Source organism: Pectobacterium sp. IFB5596 (genome assembly GCF_021432585.1).
GTDB classification, from domain to species: domain Bacteria; phylum Pseudomonadota; class Gammaproteobacteria; order Enterobacterales; family Enterobacteriaceae; genus Pectobacterium; species Pectobacterium punjabense.
Genome location: NZ_LXFY01000003.1, coordinates 93,553 through 108,808 on the forward strand (window position 1 = coordinate 93,553; position 15,256 = coordinate 108,808).

A 15,256-nucleotide genomic window follows, 5' to 3' on the forward strand; every position below is an offset into this window, starting at 1 on the left:
GTATGATAAATTTCCTTTGGAATATGAATTATTTTCTTCACCTCAAGAAACGATTGAAACAATATTGCACCGTTGGTGACAGATGCTATTTCTCTTCTGAGGGGAAAACCTCCACAGATGAATTAGTCGGCTAAATCGCCATCTACTTTAGCTTGGCCTTTCTCGCATAAGAAAGGCCAATACTGTAAAAATAAATTATCTTAGACTACAACCAAAACTACGTTCGCCTTCACCAAAAATTTTACTTTTAACTTTTGTGAGATAATCAATCCGGTTCAGTAAGTCACCGGGATAAATGTCGTTAAGAATATCATCACGATGCAGGACATATTTACCCTTAGAAGGGTACTGCACCAGATGCTGTCCCTCTTCGGGAGTCAGACCTAATGCGCTGCACCATGCCGAGGTAATCATGGTTCTTAACGTATCTTCATCCAGATTGAAATCCCCCAAGTGATAGTAAGCATCCTTATTAAGAAACAGGAATACGTGAAAATGACGTTTACCATTCTGGGTAAATTCCCGTACCCATGCATAGCGGAGCGTATTCGGGTGTACCCGTTTGTCTTCTTTACGTTTGCGCTGTTCATCTGCTGCCAGTTTGGCTTTTAGGGAATTAGTAAATCTTGATATAGCACCTGAATCAGTATTAGCGAAACAGGAAATGGTATCACCATTGTCCAGAATAACTGGGTCATGAAGATCCACCCGTAAAACCAATGTTCTAGGGTGTTCTTTAACGGCGTTATTAATAACGCCGATGATCTTACTTTTGTATGATGTAACATGGCCTCCATATTCGCTATGGTAGATATTCATAATGATTTTTTCCTCAATGGATAGCAGTCATCACATTACTGGAAATGGCCTATTAGTGTGATAGATACCCATACACTCTTAGTGAGACAATATATAATAACTATCCGACAGTTGATTTCATAAAAAGAATAGCCACAGCCTGTGATGACTGACTTAAATTTACTCTATAATTAGTTTAAATAATTACTACTTAACAAAGAGATTATTCTTTAGTTAGCCATGATCTATCTATAACCTAAGATTATCAATAGGCTTTATAAAAAGGGTTTTCCCCCTTTTCTCTGTGTCTATTCTGTTTTGCGAGTAAAGCGTGCTCAGTAGTTCATTCACTTTACTTCGATTCCTGAACCGGTTCGGACCATATTGCAGGATGGTTGTTTTCCTGATATATGGCACCACACATCTATGGCAATAGTCTTTTATCCACCAGTAAAGCTCATCGGCATCTGAACCCAGTAGAGTCAGCTCCTGAGGTTTAGAAAACAATCTCACATATTCATCTACGAACCATAAATTTATCTTCACAGCTGCGTTTGTTGCCGCAAGAGAAATATTATCTTTATCACCATTAAAATAGTGTATTAGTGCAGCAATTCTCGCCGTATTTTCTGCCACTTTGGATGCGTAATCCTTAAAATCAGATAAGTTACCAAACCAACCCATGTCGGATTCAACATCATTATAAAATTTAATCCATCGTTGCTCTGCGTCGGGAGTAAAATGCAGGCAGATTCTTTCATTTTCGACATTTCTATCGATACTATCGTGAACGATCTCCAGCAATCGATTATGGAATATCGGAAGGTGTTCACTTGAGCTAACCGGACTAGTAATTTTCCTGGAGCCCTGTGTTGAATCTGGCTGGCAAATTAGGCAGCGAGCGAAAAATCCGATGCCTTTCGCTGTATCACCTTTACGCTCCAGATATCCCTTAAAAACATCCGGTTGCACCATCAAAGATAAAGTCAATCTGGCATCTTTAATCAACCGCTCTGGTGAGATTTTTCTTTCCACTGAGAACGTTGAGCCATCCCACATTTTGTTAATGAATGGTAGTTCATTCAGCGTGTAACCATTAAATATAGTGCCAGCCTCATCAGACATGATACCAACTGCTCGCCAGTCTCCACAGAGATAGTCTTTAATCGCCGCTGGAGTGGCATCATTGAACATTAGCTTATACCTGGTTGGCCCAGCAGGATGAGTCGCCAATAGATCTTTTAGCCGTTCATTCGTTGCGGAGGAATCTTTGTTAAGGCGAACATCAGATTTCAGTTTTGATATCAAAGCTTTTTTTTCTGCATTAAAAACGACTTCATCATTTCGCCAAGTCTCAAACTCCTGCGTATATTTTACAAACAGTTTCTCTTCCAATTGGTACAGTGGCTTCATCAGTAATTTATCCACTGTACTTTTTCGTTCCCCTGATTCTGCCAGCGTCAGTAGAAAAAGAGATGCCGGACCACGTAAATCGCGAGGTCTACACACATCAATCCTGTTCTGACATGCAAGGGAAATAGCCCCAAGAACAGATGCAGCAATCAAAGACAGCGGTGCCTGTGTATGTTGCCCAACTTCATAAATTGTATTTCTAATGACTGATGGAAATACATTCACAGGGAAAGGATGTTCATCGAACATAAAGCACCTCATAATCAGTTTAACGTTGAAAATGCTCCACCTTAGTAGCTATTCCGCTATTTTTAGCAGAAATAGCAAGATGAGCACCCAGTAATAAAATTTATTAACGCTCATTGATCCAACAAAGAAGGTCACTTAATAACCAAGCGCAGGATTTCAACCCTATCGACTTACGCTGTGGGAAAAGACCAACTCTCTCCAGCTTCCAAGCCGTGGAGCGAGACACTGATGTGATATGCTGACGCTCTCTTTCACGAACCAATCGATCACAAGGCTCGCCGTAGTCCTGCAAGATTTTTGATCGCTGTATGGGGGTCGGTGGGGTAAATAATGTATTCATTTTGCCTCCTTCGTTTTGGTTGAAGAAGGATGAATCAAGACAAGAAGAAAAAAAAGAAGGAGACCTCTTGCTAAGAGCTTATTAAGCTCTTAGCAAGAGGTGAGCAAATAACAGTCACAGCTTAATGATTCAACCAAACAGACACCTCTTTCGGAGTAAATTCTATGTCGAAATGGTAAGGGGCTGAATTAGCAATTAATGTTAGATGACTAGCTATTACATTATTACTCCCTGTGATTTTTTTCTCTTTTAAGTACGTACTTAACAATACGCTAATTATTTCATTATTCCTTGATGAGTCTCTAAAGGGTTTACTTCTCTCTTTTGGTCGTTTTTCAGACCACTCTTTTACAGTTGTTTGATTGATTGAAATTCCGTTGCTTTTAAAAAGAACCGTAAGTTTATAATAAACAACAACTCCATTGCGGCTAAAAATCTCATTAATCAACATGTAAATAACATATCTACTATTAGGTGGAAAATAAACCTCATCCTTAATTATTTTTTCTTTTTTAATAAAACCTATTGAGTCAATATTATTAACATTTTCACCACCTAATTTCTTATGACTATCAATGATAGAGCTTACAATATCACTTTCTAAAAACATGTTGCCCACACCAATTTTCACTGGGGTATCAAAAATCAAATAACTATATTTATCATTTTTAAAAGCAGAGACAAATACAGCTCCAGCTTTATTTTTTAACTCATCAAAGTTCTTACTGTCTGACAACAAATAATAACCCCGACCAAAATGTGTAGTTTTGGTCGGCTTTAAATACCAATATCCGTAAGCCCTTCCCTCATACATAATCTCATCATATCCTTTAAAGAAAGGACCAGTCCAATCCACCTTATATTCCGACCTAAAATGATCATCTAATGGCTGTTCAGGGATAAATGAAAGCTGTTTTTGAAGTGGACTATTTATACCCTGAAATATATCAGTTTTACAATTTAAATGAAATTTAGCATCATGAAATATGAAATCTTTGCTTTTCCTCTCATAATCCAGAGCATGTCTCATTGTACATAACTCACCATCGAAATGAGTAAAGATGCAAAATTTCCCCATCATCCATTCACTAATAATAAATTCGATATCTATATCATACTGACTAATAATTTCTGATATAGAGCAGACCTTTTTCATCAAAATCCCCAATGCGTGATTATCAATTATTTAAATTTATAGGTATTACAATGAGTTGTAAATATAAAAGTTTAATTCTCACACGACAATATCTTAAACATCAATATATCGGATAACCACATCGGCGAAACAACAGTCTAACAACAACTACACGCAACTCCATCAGACTTATGTAAGACCCACAAGCCCCCTACCGGCATGAAGGATAGATCGCCCCACAAAATGACAGATCCAGACGCGTTAGACGCTACACAGCAAGCATCGCAAAATGAGATGGAGGGAATTTCGTAAAAACACCACAGAGATGATCTATACATTGTAACTTGTGTACCCGAGAGTGTACCCAAGAGCAAAAAATGAAGATATTAGAGAGAGAGAATTCTGTAAATCATTGATTTTATGGTGCCGATAATAGGAGTCGAACCTACGACCTTCGCATTACGAATGCGCTGCTCTACCAACTGAGCTATATCGGCGTTGAGAATCGTCGCGACGAGAGCCTGACGTGAACTACGGGATGACAAACTAGTGAAATCAGCATCTCAAGTCAAGTGGCTGACGCTCGCCTGCTGGTTTTATCGTCGCTTGATGAAAAATAAAGACTTTTTAATAAGTAACCAAACTAATAACAGCCAATGATATAACTTTCAGGCTTAACACATTAGGATTGCGTTACACAAGATGAGCTATCGGTCACGTAGGGTCACGTCGTTTTCAGGTCCTCAAGCCCATACCTTGAGGACGATTGGGTATATCGAATAGAATAATTAGGTAGAATATAAATAGAAATAAAAAATTAACATTGATAAATAATAACCACTATTTATTACTCATCACATTACGTCCTCAATTTAAAATTCATTTTGCGTTATGTTTACTATTTTAGTGCCTTTAACTTTAATTAGTCATTAGGACATAAATACTAAGGCAATAGGAAACATTATCGATAAAAAAAACCATCGAACACTCTACTCATCTTTGGAGGTAAAAAACGAATTAACCAATGATAGAAAAATAACCCATTTAAATAAATAATAGCAAGTTAATCAATTCAAATTAAAGTATTTAGGCATGGAGAATATATGGTGCATAAAAAATTACTTCTCAGCGCGACGGCTTTACTATTCAGCATTTATTTCCCCCACGTCGAAGCTCAAGATGGAAACAATAAGCAGCAAGAGAATGCATTCATGAACCCTCCTGTACTGGCTGAGTCTTCAACAATGCCGTCAGGAACGCTTTACCAAAGGAAAACCAACGAACCAGCTCAATCTCATGTTGGCCGAGAGCGGGCTTTAGATTTGAAAGTGCAATATACCGAAGGACTCATTCGTAACCCAGCACAAGGTCATCCAGATAAAGTACGCTTACGTAGTTATAGTGGCACCAATGTCGACCCTTACCACCCTTTTATAGCCCCAACCATTGAAGCCACGCCGGGTGATACCATCAGAATAAGGCTCGATAATCAACTTCCCGCTGAGCCTGAATGTGCCCAAAAAACGAAAGATATTAATATCCCGCACTGCTTTAACCATACCAATCTACATGGCCACGGGCTTTGGATCAGCCCAACGGGAAATAGCGATAATGTTTTGTTATCGATTAACCCAGGTATGAAATTCGAGTATGAATATAATATCCCCAGCGATCACCCAGCCGGAACATTTTGGTACCATCCACACAACCATGGTTCAACGGCAATTCAGGTTGGCAGCGGTATGGCCGGTGCGCTTGTGATTCGAGGGGATCGTATGCCCACCGAGGCCTCAAACGGCGATATCGATACGTTGCTTAAGACTGAGGACGGCAAGCCCTTCCCTGAACGCCTCTTAGTCTTTGAACAAATTCCCTATGCCTGTCTCAAAGAGGGCAAGCTGAAGAAAAAATCAGATGATTCAATTGATTGGTCATGTGCCCCTGGAGAAGTTGGTGAGGTAGTGTCTTACGAACAATTCAAACCAGGCTCATGGGATGACTCAGGACGTTTTACTACTGTCAACGGCCGGGTAAGGCCTGTTTTTGCCAATGCTAAGGCGGGTCAGATTGAACGCTGGCGCTTGGTGCATGCCGGGGTGCGTGAGACGATAAAAGTAGAATTTCGCAAGCTCGATACCCGTGATTTTTTCTCTCGGGAGAAAACGCTTGATGCAGAAAATCAGGATCGATTTGTACGAGAACTCTGCACAGGCTCACCGGTTCCTTATGCTGTCATCGCCGCTGACGGGTTGACGATGCCTCAAGCACAGGTACAAACCAATATCACACTGCAACCCGGATATCGTCATGATCTACTGGTCAATTTCCCCGAAGACGGCCTCTATTGTATTGTCAATCCACCAGTAAAAGCCGCGGATAACGTCTCGCGCGAAGACAAAGTACGATCGGTTTTGGGTTTTGTCAGAGTTAAAGGCGGGCAGTCGATAGCAGACCCTATCGCATCAACCACTCAGCAATTAATCACGCAAGCACAAAAAACCTATCAGCCGGCCAAACTGGCTAAAGAAATCATCAGTAGTTTGGAAGATGGGCTCAAACTGACCAAATTCATTCCCCATCCGCCTATCACAGATAAAGAAGTCAGCCATGTTCCGCCGCAGGAGTTGGTGTTTTACATTGATGTCACGAAAAAGCCCCCAACGTTTGAGGTGGGTAACTCATTTTCTGTGGTAAAAAATAGCGATGGTTCCTACAGTCCTAAGGGCGCTGCCCCCTATTCCCCGACCCAGATAGATCGCCCATTAGTGCTAGGAACCGCTCAAGAGTGGCAATTACAATCCTATTTTGTCAGCCATCCTTTCCATATCCATGTTAATCCCTTCGAAATTATTCAGGTCCTCGATCCGGATGGTAATGACGTAAGCTTGCCGGGCGCAAAGGAATCGGATGGCAGTATCTCGCAATATGCCGGTCTGAAAGGTGTGTGGAAGGACACTCTATGGATAAAAAGCAATATAGATGGAGCCTTGGAATCCACTGATGCGCCAAAAGGCACGTACAAAATATCTATTCGTACACGCTATGAACGCTATATCGGCGAGTTTGTACTGCACTGCCATATCCTGGATCATGAAGATCAAGGCATGATGCAAAATGTCGTGATTGGGCTTTCTGATGGTGGAGGTGGGATGGCACAAGGTCACCATTAATAGGCAACCTTAGCGTTTTTAATAAATAAATTACTGTAAACAAGGGGCTCACAGCTTGTCTTCCTGACTCACCGCGAGCTCCCTTCGACTAGCTCAACCTCATGGCTGAAAAATCAACTTTACACACGAATCAAATCGTCGCCATAGCCAATCCATTTATAGGTGGTTAGCGCTTCCAATCCCATTGGGCCACGAGCGTGCAGCTTCTGGGTACTGACCGCCACTTCCGCACCCAAACCAAACTGGCCACCGTCGGTGAAGCGTGTACTGGCATTGACGTACACTGCCGAGGAATCCACCTCACGCACGAAGCGTTCTGCGTTGCTTAAAGAGCGAGTCAGAATGGCATCGGAATGCTGCGTGCCATGCTCACGAATATGCGCAACCGCTGCATCCAGATCGTCCACGAGTGTGACATTCAGGTCGTTAGAGAGCCATTCGTCATTGTAGTTGGCCTCTTCCACTGCGACGACGTTGGCAGGGCCACCAGCCAGATAAGGCATTGCTGTAGGGCTGGCGTGTAACGCGACACCCGACGCCGCCATTTTTTTGCTCAGTTCCGGCAGGAAACGGTCGGCAATGTTCCGATTGACCAACAGCGTTTCCAGGCTGTTACAGGCGCTAGGTCGCTGCACTTTCGCACTTTCAATAACCGTCAGTGCCTTGTCGAAATCTATGCTGTCATCAGCATAGATATGACACACTCCAATACCCCCAGTGATCACCGGAATCGTCGATTGTTCACGACACAGCTTATGCAAGCCAGCACCACCACGTGGAATCAGCATATCCACGTAGCGATCCAATTTCAGCAACTGATTAACCAATTCTCGATCCGGGCTTTCAATCGCCTGCACCGCAGCGGCAGGCAGGCCGCACTGCGACAGCGCCTGCTGAATCACTTTTACCGTCGCTGCATTAGTGCGGTACGTCTCTTTGCCACCGCGCAGAATCACCGCGTTACCGGTTTTCAGGCACAGGGAAGCCACATCAATAGTGACATTCGGGCGCGCTTCATAAATCACACCGACTACGCCCAACGGCACGCGGCGACGCTCCAGCTTAAGCCCGTTATCCAGCATACTGCCGTCAATTACCTGCCCTACCGGATCGGTCAGACGGCATACCTGACGCACATCGCTGGCAATCGCACTCAACCTTTCCTGCGTTAAGAGCAGACGATCCAGTAACGCCTCGCTCATACCATTTTGGCGCGCATCGGCTAAATCCAGTGCGTTAGCTGCCAGAATCGCCGCGCTCTCAGCTTCCAGCAAATCCGCAATCGTCAGCAGCGCACGATCTTTCTGCGCTGTGCTCAAGACCGCCAACTGATAAGAGGCCGCTTTTGCCGCTTTACCCATTTGTTCAAGCATCGCGAACTCCTTAATTGATAATCATGTCGTCGCGGTGGATAGCTACCGGACCATATTCATAGCCAAGAATCTCGGCAATCTGTTGAGAATGATGCCCGGCAATCATACGCAGCGCATCGCTGTTATAGCGCGTCACGGCATGCGCTACATCGCGGCCCGCCAGACTGCGAACGCGGATCACTTCACCACGAGAGAAATTGCCTTCCACCGTGCGAATACCTTTAGGCAGCAGCGAACTACCGCGTTCAAGGATCGCCGAGAGCGCGCCGTCGTCGACGGTAATTTCTCCCGCTGGGGGCGCACCGAAAATCCAATGTTTACGACTTTCCAGCGGCGCATCAAGTGCATGAAAACGCGTTCCAACCGAAATATCGGCAATCACATCACCGATCACGCCCGGCTTGCTGCCTGCGGCTATCACCACATCGATACCGGCACGGCAGGCCACATCGGCAGCCTGCAATTTGGTCGACATCCCGCCCGTTCCGAGACCAGACACGCTATCCCCTGCGATGCTGCGCAGTGCATCGTTGATACCGGTCACTTCACGGATCAGCTCAGCATCAGGATTATTACGCGGATCGGCAGTAAACAGCCCGGCCTGATCGGTCAGCAGCAGCAGCTTATCCGCATCGGCCAGAATCGCCGCCAGCGCAGACAGATTGTCGTTGTCACCGACTTTGATCTCAGCGGTAGCAACCGCGTCATTTTCATTAATCACCGGAACAATACTGTTATCCAGCAGCGCCCGCATGGTATCGCGCGCATTGAGGAAACGTTCACGATCTTCCATATCGGCACGTGTCAGCAGCATTTGCCCAACGTGAATGCCGTAAATGGAAAACAGCTGTTCCCACAGTTGAATCAGGCGGCTTTGCCCCACGGCGGCCAGCAGTTGTTTAGTCGCGATGGTGGCCGGGAGTTCGGGGTAACCCAAATGTTCGCGTCCGGCGGCAATCGCCCCCGAAGTAACAATAACAATTCGATGCCCTGCCGCATGTTGCTGCGCACACTGGCGCACCAGTTCAACGATATGGGCACGATTAAGACGACGCGAACCGCCGGTTAGCACGCTGGTGCCCAGTTTCACAACCAAAGTCTGGCTGCCGCTCATAATTTCTCTGCCGTTAGATGTCAAAAAATAAGAATAAGAAAAACGTTGTAGCAGGACAGACGCGTTATGCCAACAGGCACAACGCGAAAACCTGTGAATAAATCGGGGAACGTCAAGGAAGCATCACGGTCGTGCGGTAAGCGTACAGGCGGGTTCCAGCGAGTGCAGCAGTTTCTCCAGTCGGACATGAAAAGCCTGTTTGGCATTTTCCACCTGTTCCATCACAGCGTTGTCCTTAATTTTTTCCTCACGCCAGTTGCCGTGTTTATCAAACAGACCGTAGTGATACTTATAGGCAAAGGCTTGGCCGGTATCCTCCAGGTTTAGCCACCAGCCCCAGAACTCACGCGCTTCCGGTACAGGTTTGATGTTGACGCAAACCGCCAGACAATCAAAGAAGAACGCGCTATCCTCGCACTGCGCTTCACGTATATAAGGCCCCAACGCCGTAAAATTTTTCATGAGTCGGCTTTTGGAATGTCCACTCGGTAACATCATCTGCGATCTCCTTTGGTTGAACTTTCTTTTTAGCAGAGAATGGCAATTTATCAACCACCTGAGATCAGGTTACCGTTCGGTGTTAGACTTTTCTGCCTCTGCGCCAGCATGCTTCCATACTTCTGGTTTACGCTACACGGAAAGGTATGAAAGCCCTGTCTCAGCGTGTGGTGTAGGTAATGCCAACAGCGCGGATATCATTACGCTTATGCCTTCGGATTTGCGCCATATTGCAGTAACACCTTAAGACGTAATTGACACTCGGTTATCTCATTGATTTTTATCGTCAGTAGTTATGTACTCCAGAATGAGCACTGATAGTCAAGATCACTGGGAGAATGTTTTACAAGTTCACATAACAGCCTGTACAGATGCTCAAATGACCAACAACGGGAACGTCCTTACGGTAAAGATTTCAGGCTTGCAACAAGAATGTAATGTAAATTAGTTACTTCAACGTCCCACAGATGAACAGGCACAGTAGAGTGTTCTGGCGACATAGCTGGCGCGGCCATACCAGCGCAGCACGAGTGGTCAGTCTGCAGGCATAATTCTTATCGTGCGTTTTATGAATTTTTTCTGCATCAGACGTCGTTCTATTCGTAGAATCGGTGCTATGATCGGCATCACTCAGTCTGATTGGTGATGTTTGGCGATTGATCAGATCGTACAATTCGGACTGAGTTCACTTTAAGAAACCCACTCTTTTTTCGTTATTTATTACTGAAAAAACCATATATTGTTAACTGATTTATCTTTGTTATTTACTTTATAAAAAAAGACATTTTTTATAATTAAGAAATAGGAATTCATCATGATTGAATCACTGAAGTGCTTTGCTTCTTCTTCAACTAACCTCGGAAGTTTTGTTGCTGGCCTTTCAGTTTTTATCATTAGCAGCCTTATAGTATTTTTGGTTAAAGATGTATTTAAAAAACCACCATCATTTTCTGGTGTTTTTTATCTTAAAACAACCACAATAAATTCAACTGTGGGAGATTACAAAGAGCTGTCTTCTTTTTTTGTACTCACGTTAATTAATGAATCAGTGACAAAAGCAATAGGGAAGATAGAAAAAACCCATGATATAGATAAAAATAACGTTCGCAGAAAATACATAGGTAGAGATAGGAATGTTGGTGACGTTTTATTAACAATAGAAAGATATTATTTTATATTCAATAAAATGAACATACATATTTCTTTAAAAGGTGACCCGAATGGAGCTCAAAGACCATCATCATTAGTTGTTACTTTGAATAGAGCTAAACTTAAAACTGATGGTGTTTTTTTAACAACAGCAGCAGATGCTAATGGAACGGCCGCATTCCAAAATAAAGGCTTTTAATAAAAAAATGAAAATGTTGTTAACAATACTTACAATCCCTCATTTCATTGCCTGTATAGTCTTATATTTCAATAATAATATCATTAGGGATTTAGCCAAATGCGTTGATTACATAAATAATGAGAAGAAATATTTTTCAACGATAGATGATTACTATTATTATATTCTAGTCGCAGCTGAAGATCATCGGAGTTCCATTCACTATGGTCTAGATCCAATAGCCATCATCAGATGTGTGTATCTAAAATTAACTAAAAAAATAACCCAAGGGGGGAGCACAATAGAACAACAATTAGTTAGAACCCTAACAGGAAGGTATGAGCGGACCTTTCGGCGAAAGATAAGAGAGCAGGTTATTTCTATTTTGCTAAACATTAAGATAAAAAACAAGAAAGAGGTAGGGAAAGCCTATTTACACTGTGCGTATTTTGGTTATAGTAAAATTGGTTTTTTCAGTTTATCAAATATTGATAAAGAAGATGCAAGTGAATTAATAGCAAGATTGAAATACCCCACTAAAAAAAACGAAAACCCGAAAGAAAGTAATAAAATAATCAAAAGGAAAAAACACATTGATAATATATTAAAAAAATCACACATACTAAAAAAACACCTAATGGTAGTAAAACTAGCGAAGGTACTTTTGTCAAAGGTTAAATTATGATGCGACATTGCATGTTTTTCATCAGTCTAAGATTTTATTTTTTAACAAGATGGGATCTTATAAGTTCCAGTATATTATTACAATATATTTTCATCAAAATAGAGCAACTCACCAATCTGAGTTTTCCATCGTATAAATAGATATATCTAATACTGCCACATTTTTCCAGCACATGTGTATCTCCGAAGATTTTGTAAATGTAAGCATACCCGTTTTCGTTTCACACATTTTTTGAGATTTCCAGATTTTCAGCCATCAGTAGATATTCTTCCGGTGTCAGGTTATTCAGTGATTCACGGGACGTTCGCTTTTATATTTGTGCAGAAAAGATTCTGTCATTTACCTAACGTCATTCAGTATTCCGAACAACAGATATCATGCAGACTTTGCTGCTTGGCGAAACCCTATTCCCCACATCATTGCATTCCTCAACGATCGCCCAAACGGGTAAAATTATGGTTCAACCCTTAATACAGTATGACAATTCACGTTTATCCCCTTTTCCACCAGCGCTTACCTGAAAAGGAGTTGCCGAGCGGCACCGGATACTCAATACTCTGCTATCTTCGTTTTCGTTAATTGATAAGTGATGCCCATGCCTCATTGTATCGCCGAACATTCGTCAGACATTGATGTAAATGCCCTGCTGCCTGCGATCTATCACGGCGCGCTCGAATCCGGTTTGTTTGAAAGTGACGGCAGTGACATCAAAGTCAGATCCATTGCTTACGAGCAATATACGACAGGTGGCGAACGAGCCAGCTTCATTCACGTAGCGATCAAGGTGCTTTCTGGGCGGACGGGAGAGCAGAAAAGTAAACTTTCCGATCGGGTTCTTCATAAGATCGAAGCGCTTGGGTTGAAAAATTTATCGGTTACCATTGAAGTAATTGATATGGAAAGGCTTTGTTATGCCAAAAAGATCCTGTGATCGACGGTCGTCATCTGGCAGGAGCGACGGTCTGTGTGGCGAAGATTCGCCTGTACAGACCGTGCATTACGACTGATTGACTACACTTTATCCTGCAACCATCTGCTAATTTGCCGTAATGCACGATCGAAATTCTGGTACACCGGCGAGAAATTAACGGGCAGTAGTTTCCCTTGCGCAGACGAGTTCACAATCAGGCTGGCTTCCTCTTTTGGGCATAGCAGATCGTTATCCCAGTAGCCTGCCAGCATCGGCGTCGGGCAGCGGCGTCCTAACAGTCCCTGTGTTTTCAGCGAATAGCGCCCCAGCTCAGTTTTCAGCGACGCATCCGTCGAATACGGCATACCCAGCCGACTCGCCAGTACATCCATAAACATATCCGGCACTTGCTGCTGACGAGTAGGATCGCTTAACAGATGATGCACCACCGGGCCGAGACAGGCTACGCCGCGTAGTCGCTGTGATTCCAGATAAGCCAGCCGAACGGCAATATTGGCACCAAAGCGGAAGCCAAATGCAGCAACACGGGTGTGATCGATCCACGGGACATCCGGCAGCGCGCGTAAAACCTGCTGATGCAGAAAACTGGCATCCTGAGTCAACTTCCAGCGGGAAGAAAATCCAACGGAGGGAACATCAATCGTCAACATCGCCATGCCCGCTGGCGCAAGATAGTCCTGAAACAGGCGATGATAATCACTCTGCAACATTTCCAGACTGCCGCACATAAGGACGGTAGGGAAAGGAGCCTTACCCTGCGATGGCATATGCAAAAAGCCAGTCAGCGTGCCGCCGCCCGTAATCGGGAAAGTCAGTTCCCGGAGTTCATAAGGCAGGTATTTTGCGGCTTCTTCATAAGCGCGATTTGCCAGCGTTTGCGCCTGTTCCGCCAGCTCATCGCCTTTAATATGCGGATAGGCGGCAATGCTGTAGAGATTGGCAGCATTCAGCCAGAACTGCCCGGTTTGTGCGTCAATCCCACTCTCGATTGCCCGCTGCTGCCAGTCTGCGCCCTGCTTCGCCCATTCATAAATCCAGTTACCGCCTCGGTAACCGATCACCGTGTCGAGCAACTGCTCGTTGCTTCTGTCAGCCTTACTGGCAGCAATACGTGACAGCACGTCTTCGATTTCCCACGGATCGACACCACGCCAAATCCACATCAGCCGGTTAATCATCCGATACCAGCTGCGGGTTTTTTCCCCTTCCAGCGTAGAATGCAGCCCCTGCACGTCCTGACTATTCCGCGTGCGTCTGACTAACGTCGAGGTTTCTGGATGTTTGAAAGAGGGTTTGAATAGCGTTTCAGACAGGTTAGCTTGCGCCACAGCAGCCTCCATTAATGTAAACCGCTGTTAGCGGACATCAGACGACGTCTTCGTCATCCGCTAAAGTGTAACGAACTCAGGCCACGGAAGACAAATGCCAACGGCAGAAACACACGATCGGATCAAGCCTTGCACCGATCTCGATAGCGTAGAAACAACAATGCCCGGCTAAACCGGGCATTGATGGGAATCGATATTCGTTCTGGCGATTAACGGCCAGACAAAGGCGGAACAAACACCACGCCCATATCCCACGGCTGTTCAATCCAGGTATCCTGCGGAATATCAATCACATAGTCATCGACCAGCGGTTGACCAGCAGGTTTGGCGAAAATGGTCACAAAGTGCGCTTTCGGGTACATATCACGAATCGCCTTTGCGGTACCGCCAGTATCAACCAGATCGTCAACCACGATAAATCCTTCGCCATCTCCCTCGGCACGCTTGATCACTTTCATTTCGCGCTGGTTGTCATGGTCATAACTGGAGATGCAAACCGTATCAACGTGACGAATGCCAAGCTCACGCGCCAGCAGCGCGCCAGGAACCAAACCACCGCGACTGACGGCAATGATGCCTTTCCATTGATCGGCTGGCAGTAAACGCTGTGCCAGTTTGCGGGCATGAATTTGCAACATATCCCAAGTTACGACGTACTTTTCGCTCATAAAATATATCCCAGCCGAATAAAAACCGGCTTAAGTTGAGTCTGAGGGGGGAAAAAGGTTGCGCGAGATTATAGATAGCCAACAACATAAAAACCAGTTTTTCTCAACGTGAGAACTGAGTTTTTCCTGATAACCTGCGCCCTGCCAAGCCTACAGATTCATATTGCAGCAGGAAAAATAAGCGGGGACGACGGCAATTTCCCCTGCTTTGATGGAAAATGATATTC

13 protein-coding genes, 1 tRNA gene and 2 pseudogenes are annotated in these 15,256 nt (G+C 44.1%); 4 read left to right on the forward strand and 12 right to left on the reverse strand.

Translation table 11 applies throughout. The features are described 5' to 3' along the window. Positions 1-195: 195 nt before the first annotated feature. The 5 genes from A6301_RS05440 to A6301_RS05460 all read right to left on the reverse strand — a co-directional run bounded on the left by A6301_RS05440 (position 196) and on the right by A6301_RS05460 (position 4,432). Entirely contained in the window at positions 196-819 is a 624-nt protein-coding gene (locus A6301_RS05440; RefSeq protein WP_234257290.1) for an inovirus Gp2 family protein, read from the reverse strand. A 228-nt stretch (positions 820-1,047) separates the two neighbouring features. Continuing rightward, on the reverse strand, positions 1,048-2,460 hold the full coding sequence (locus tag A6301_RS05445; RefSeq protein ID WP_234257291.1) for a YfjI family protein: 1,413 nt from the start codon (positions 2,458-2,460) through the stop codon (positions 1,048-1,050). A 103-nt stretch (positions 2,461-2,563) separates the two neighbouring features. After that, on the reverse strand, positions 2,564-2,800 hold the full coding sequence (locus tag A6301_RS05450) for an AlpA family transcriptional regulator (RefSeq protein WP_103808587.1): 237 nt from the start codon (positions 2,798-2,800) through the stop codon (positions 2,564-2,566). A 121-nt stretch (positions 2,801-2,921) separates the two neighbouring features. After that, positions 2,922-3,956 (reverse strand): hypothetical protein, encoded by a 1,035-nt coding sequence (locus A6301_RS05455; protein ID WP_234257292.1) that lies wholly within the window; start codon positions 3,954-3,956, stop codon positions 2,922-2,924. Positions 3,957-4,356: 400 nt separating this feature from the next. Next, positions 4,357-4,432, reverse strand: a tRNA-Thr gene (locus tag A6301_RS05460). A 606-nt stretch (positions 4,433-5,038) separates the two neighbouring features. Between A6301_RS05460 and A6301_RS05465 the strand changes: the two genes are divergently transcribed. Next, positions 5,039-7,105: a multicopper oxidase family protein gene (locus A6301_RS05465; protein WP_234257293.1), complete on the forward strand. Its 2,067-nt coding sequence runs from the start codon at positions 5,039-5,041 to the stop codon at positions 7,103-7,105. Positions 7,106-7,224: 119 nt separating this feature from the next. Here the strand turns inward: A6301_RS05465 and proA are convergent, their stop codons facing one another. The 4 genes and pseudogenes from proA to A6301_RS05485 all read right to left on the reverse strand — a co-directional run. Then, entirely contained in the window at positions 7,225-8,478 is a 1,254-nt protein-coding gene (gene proA / locus A6301_RS05470; protein ID WP_234257294.1) for a glutamate-5-semialdehyde dehydrogenase, read from the reverse strand. Between the two features lie 10 nt (positions 8,479-8,488). After that, positions 8,489-9,592 (reverse strand): glutamate 5-kinase, encoded by a 1,104-nt coding sequence (gene proB / locus A6301_RS05475; RefSeq protein WP_234257295.1) that lies wholly within the window; start codon positions 9,590-9,592, stop codon positions 8,489-8,491. Positions 9,593-9,715: 123 nt separating this feature from the next. Next, entirely contained in the window at positions 9,716-10,090 is a 375-nt protein-coding gene (gene crl / locus A6301_RS05480) for a sigma factor-binding protein Crl (RefSeq protein WP_234257296.1), read from the reverse strand. Positions 10,091-10,386: 296 nt separating this feature from the next. Then, positions 10,387-10,717: pseudogene (locus A6301_RS05485) on the reverse strand (IS630 family transposase); the annotation flags it as partial. A gap of 187 nt (positions 10,718-10,904) precedes the next feature. Here A6301_RS05485 and A6301_RS05490 point away from each other — a divergent pair. Together A6301_RS05490 and A6301_RS05495 are read left to right on the forward strand one after the other, a co-directional pair. After that, positions 10,905-11,438, forward strand: a complete 534-nt coding sequence (locus A6301_RS05490) for a hypothetical protein (RefSeq protein WP_234257297.1) — start codon at positions 10,905-10,907, stop codon at positions 11,436-11,438. Further along, complete coding sequence (locus A6301_RS05495; RefSeq protein ID WP_234257298.1) at positions 11,404-12,102, forward strand: transglycosylase domain-containing protein; 699 nt, start codon at positions 11,404-11,406, stop codon at positions 12,100-12,102. Before A6301_RS05490 ends, A6301_RS05495 begins: the two co-directional genes overlap by 35 nt. 220 nt (positions 12,103-12,322) lie before the next feature. Here the strand turns inward: A6301_RS05495 and A6301_RS05500 are convergent. Beyond that, positions 12,323-12,477 (reverse strand): annotated as a pseudogene (locus A6301_RS05500) (IS3 family transposase); the annotation flags it as partial. Between the two features lie 214 nt (positions 12,478-12,691). Between A6301_RS05500 and A6301_RS05505 the strand changes: the two are divergent. Beyond that, positions 12,692-13,033, forward strand: a complete 342-nt coding sequence (locus tag A6301_RS05505) for a 5-carboxymethyl-2-hydroxymuconate Delta-isomerase (protein WP_234257299.1) — start codon at positions 12,692-12,694, stop codon at positions 13,031-13,033. Positions 13,034-13,113: 80 nt separating this feature from the next. On the opposite strand, the gene frsA is transcribed toward A6301_RS05505, so the two are convergent. Both frsA and gpt read right to left on the reverse strand, forming a co-directional pair. Beyond that, positions 13,114-14,361 (reverse strand): esterase FrsA, encoded by a 1,248-nt coding sequence (gene frsA / locus A6301_RS05510; RefSeq protein ID WP_234257300.1) that lies wholly within the window; start codon positions 14,359-14,361, stop codon positions 13,114-13,116. Between the two features lie 209 nt (positions 14,362-14,570). After that, positions 14,571-15,029 (reverse strand): xanthine phosphoribosyltransferase, encoded by a 459-nt coding sequence (gene gpt, locus A6301_RS05515; RefSeq protein ID WP_005975741.1) that lies wholly within the window; start codon positions 15,027-15,029, stop codon positions 14,571-14,573. Between the last annotated feature and the right edge of the window lie 227 nt (positions 15,030-15,256).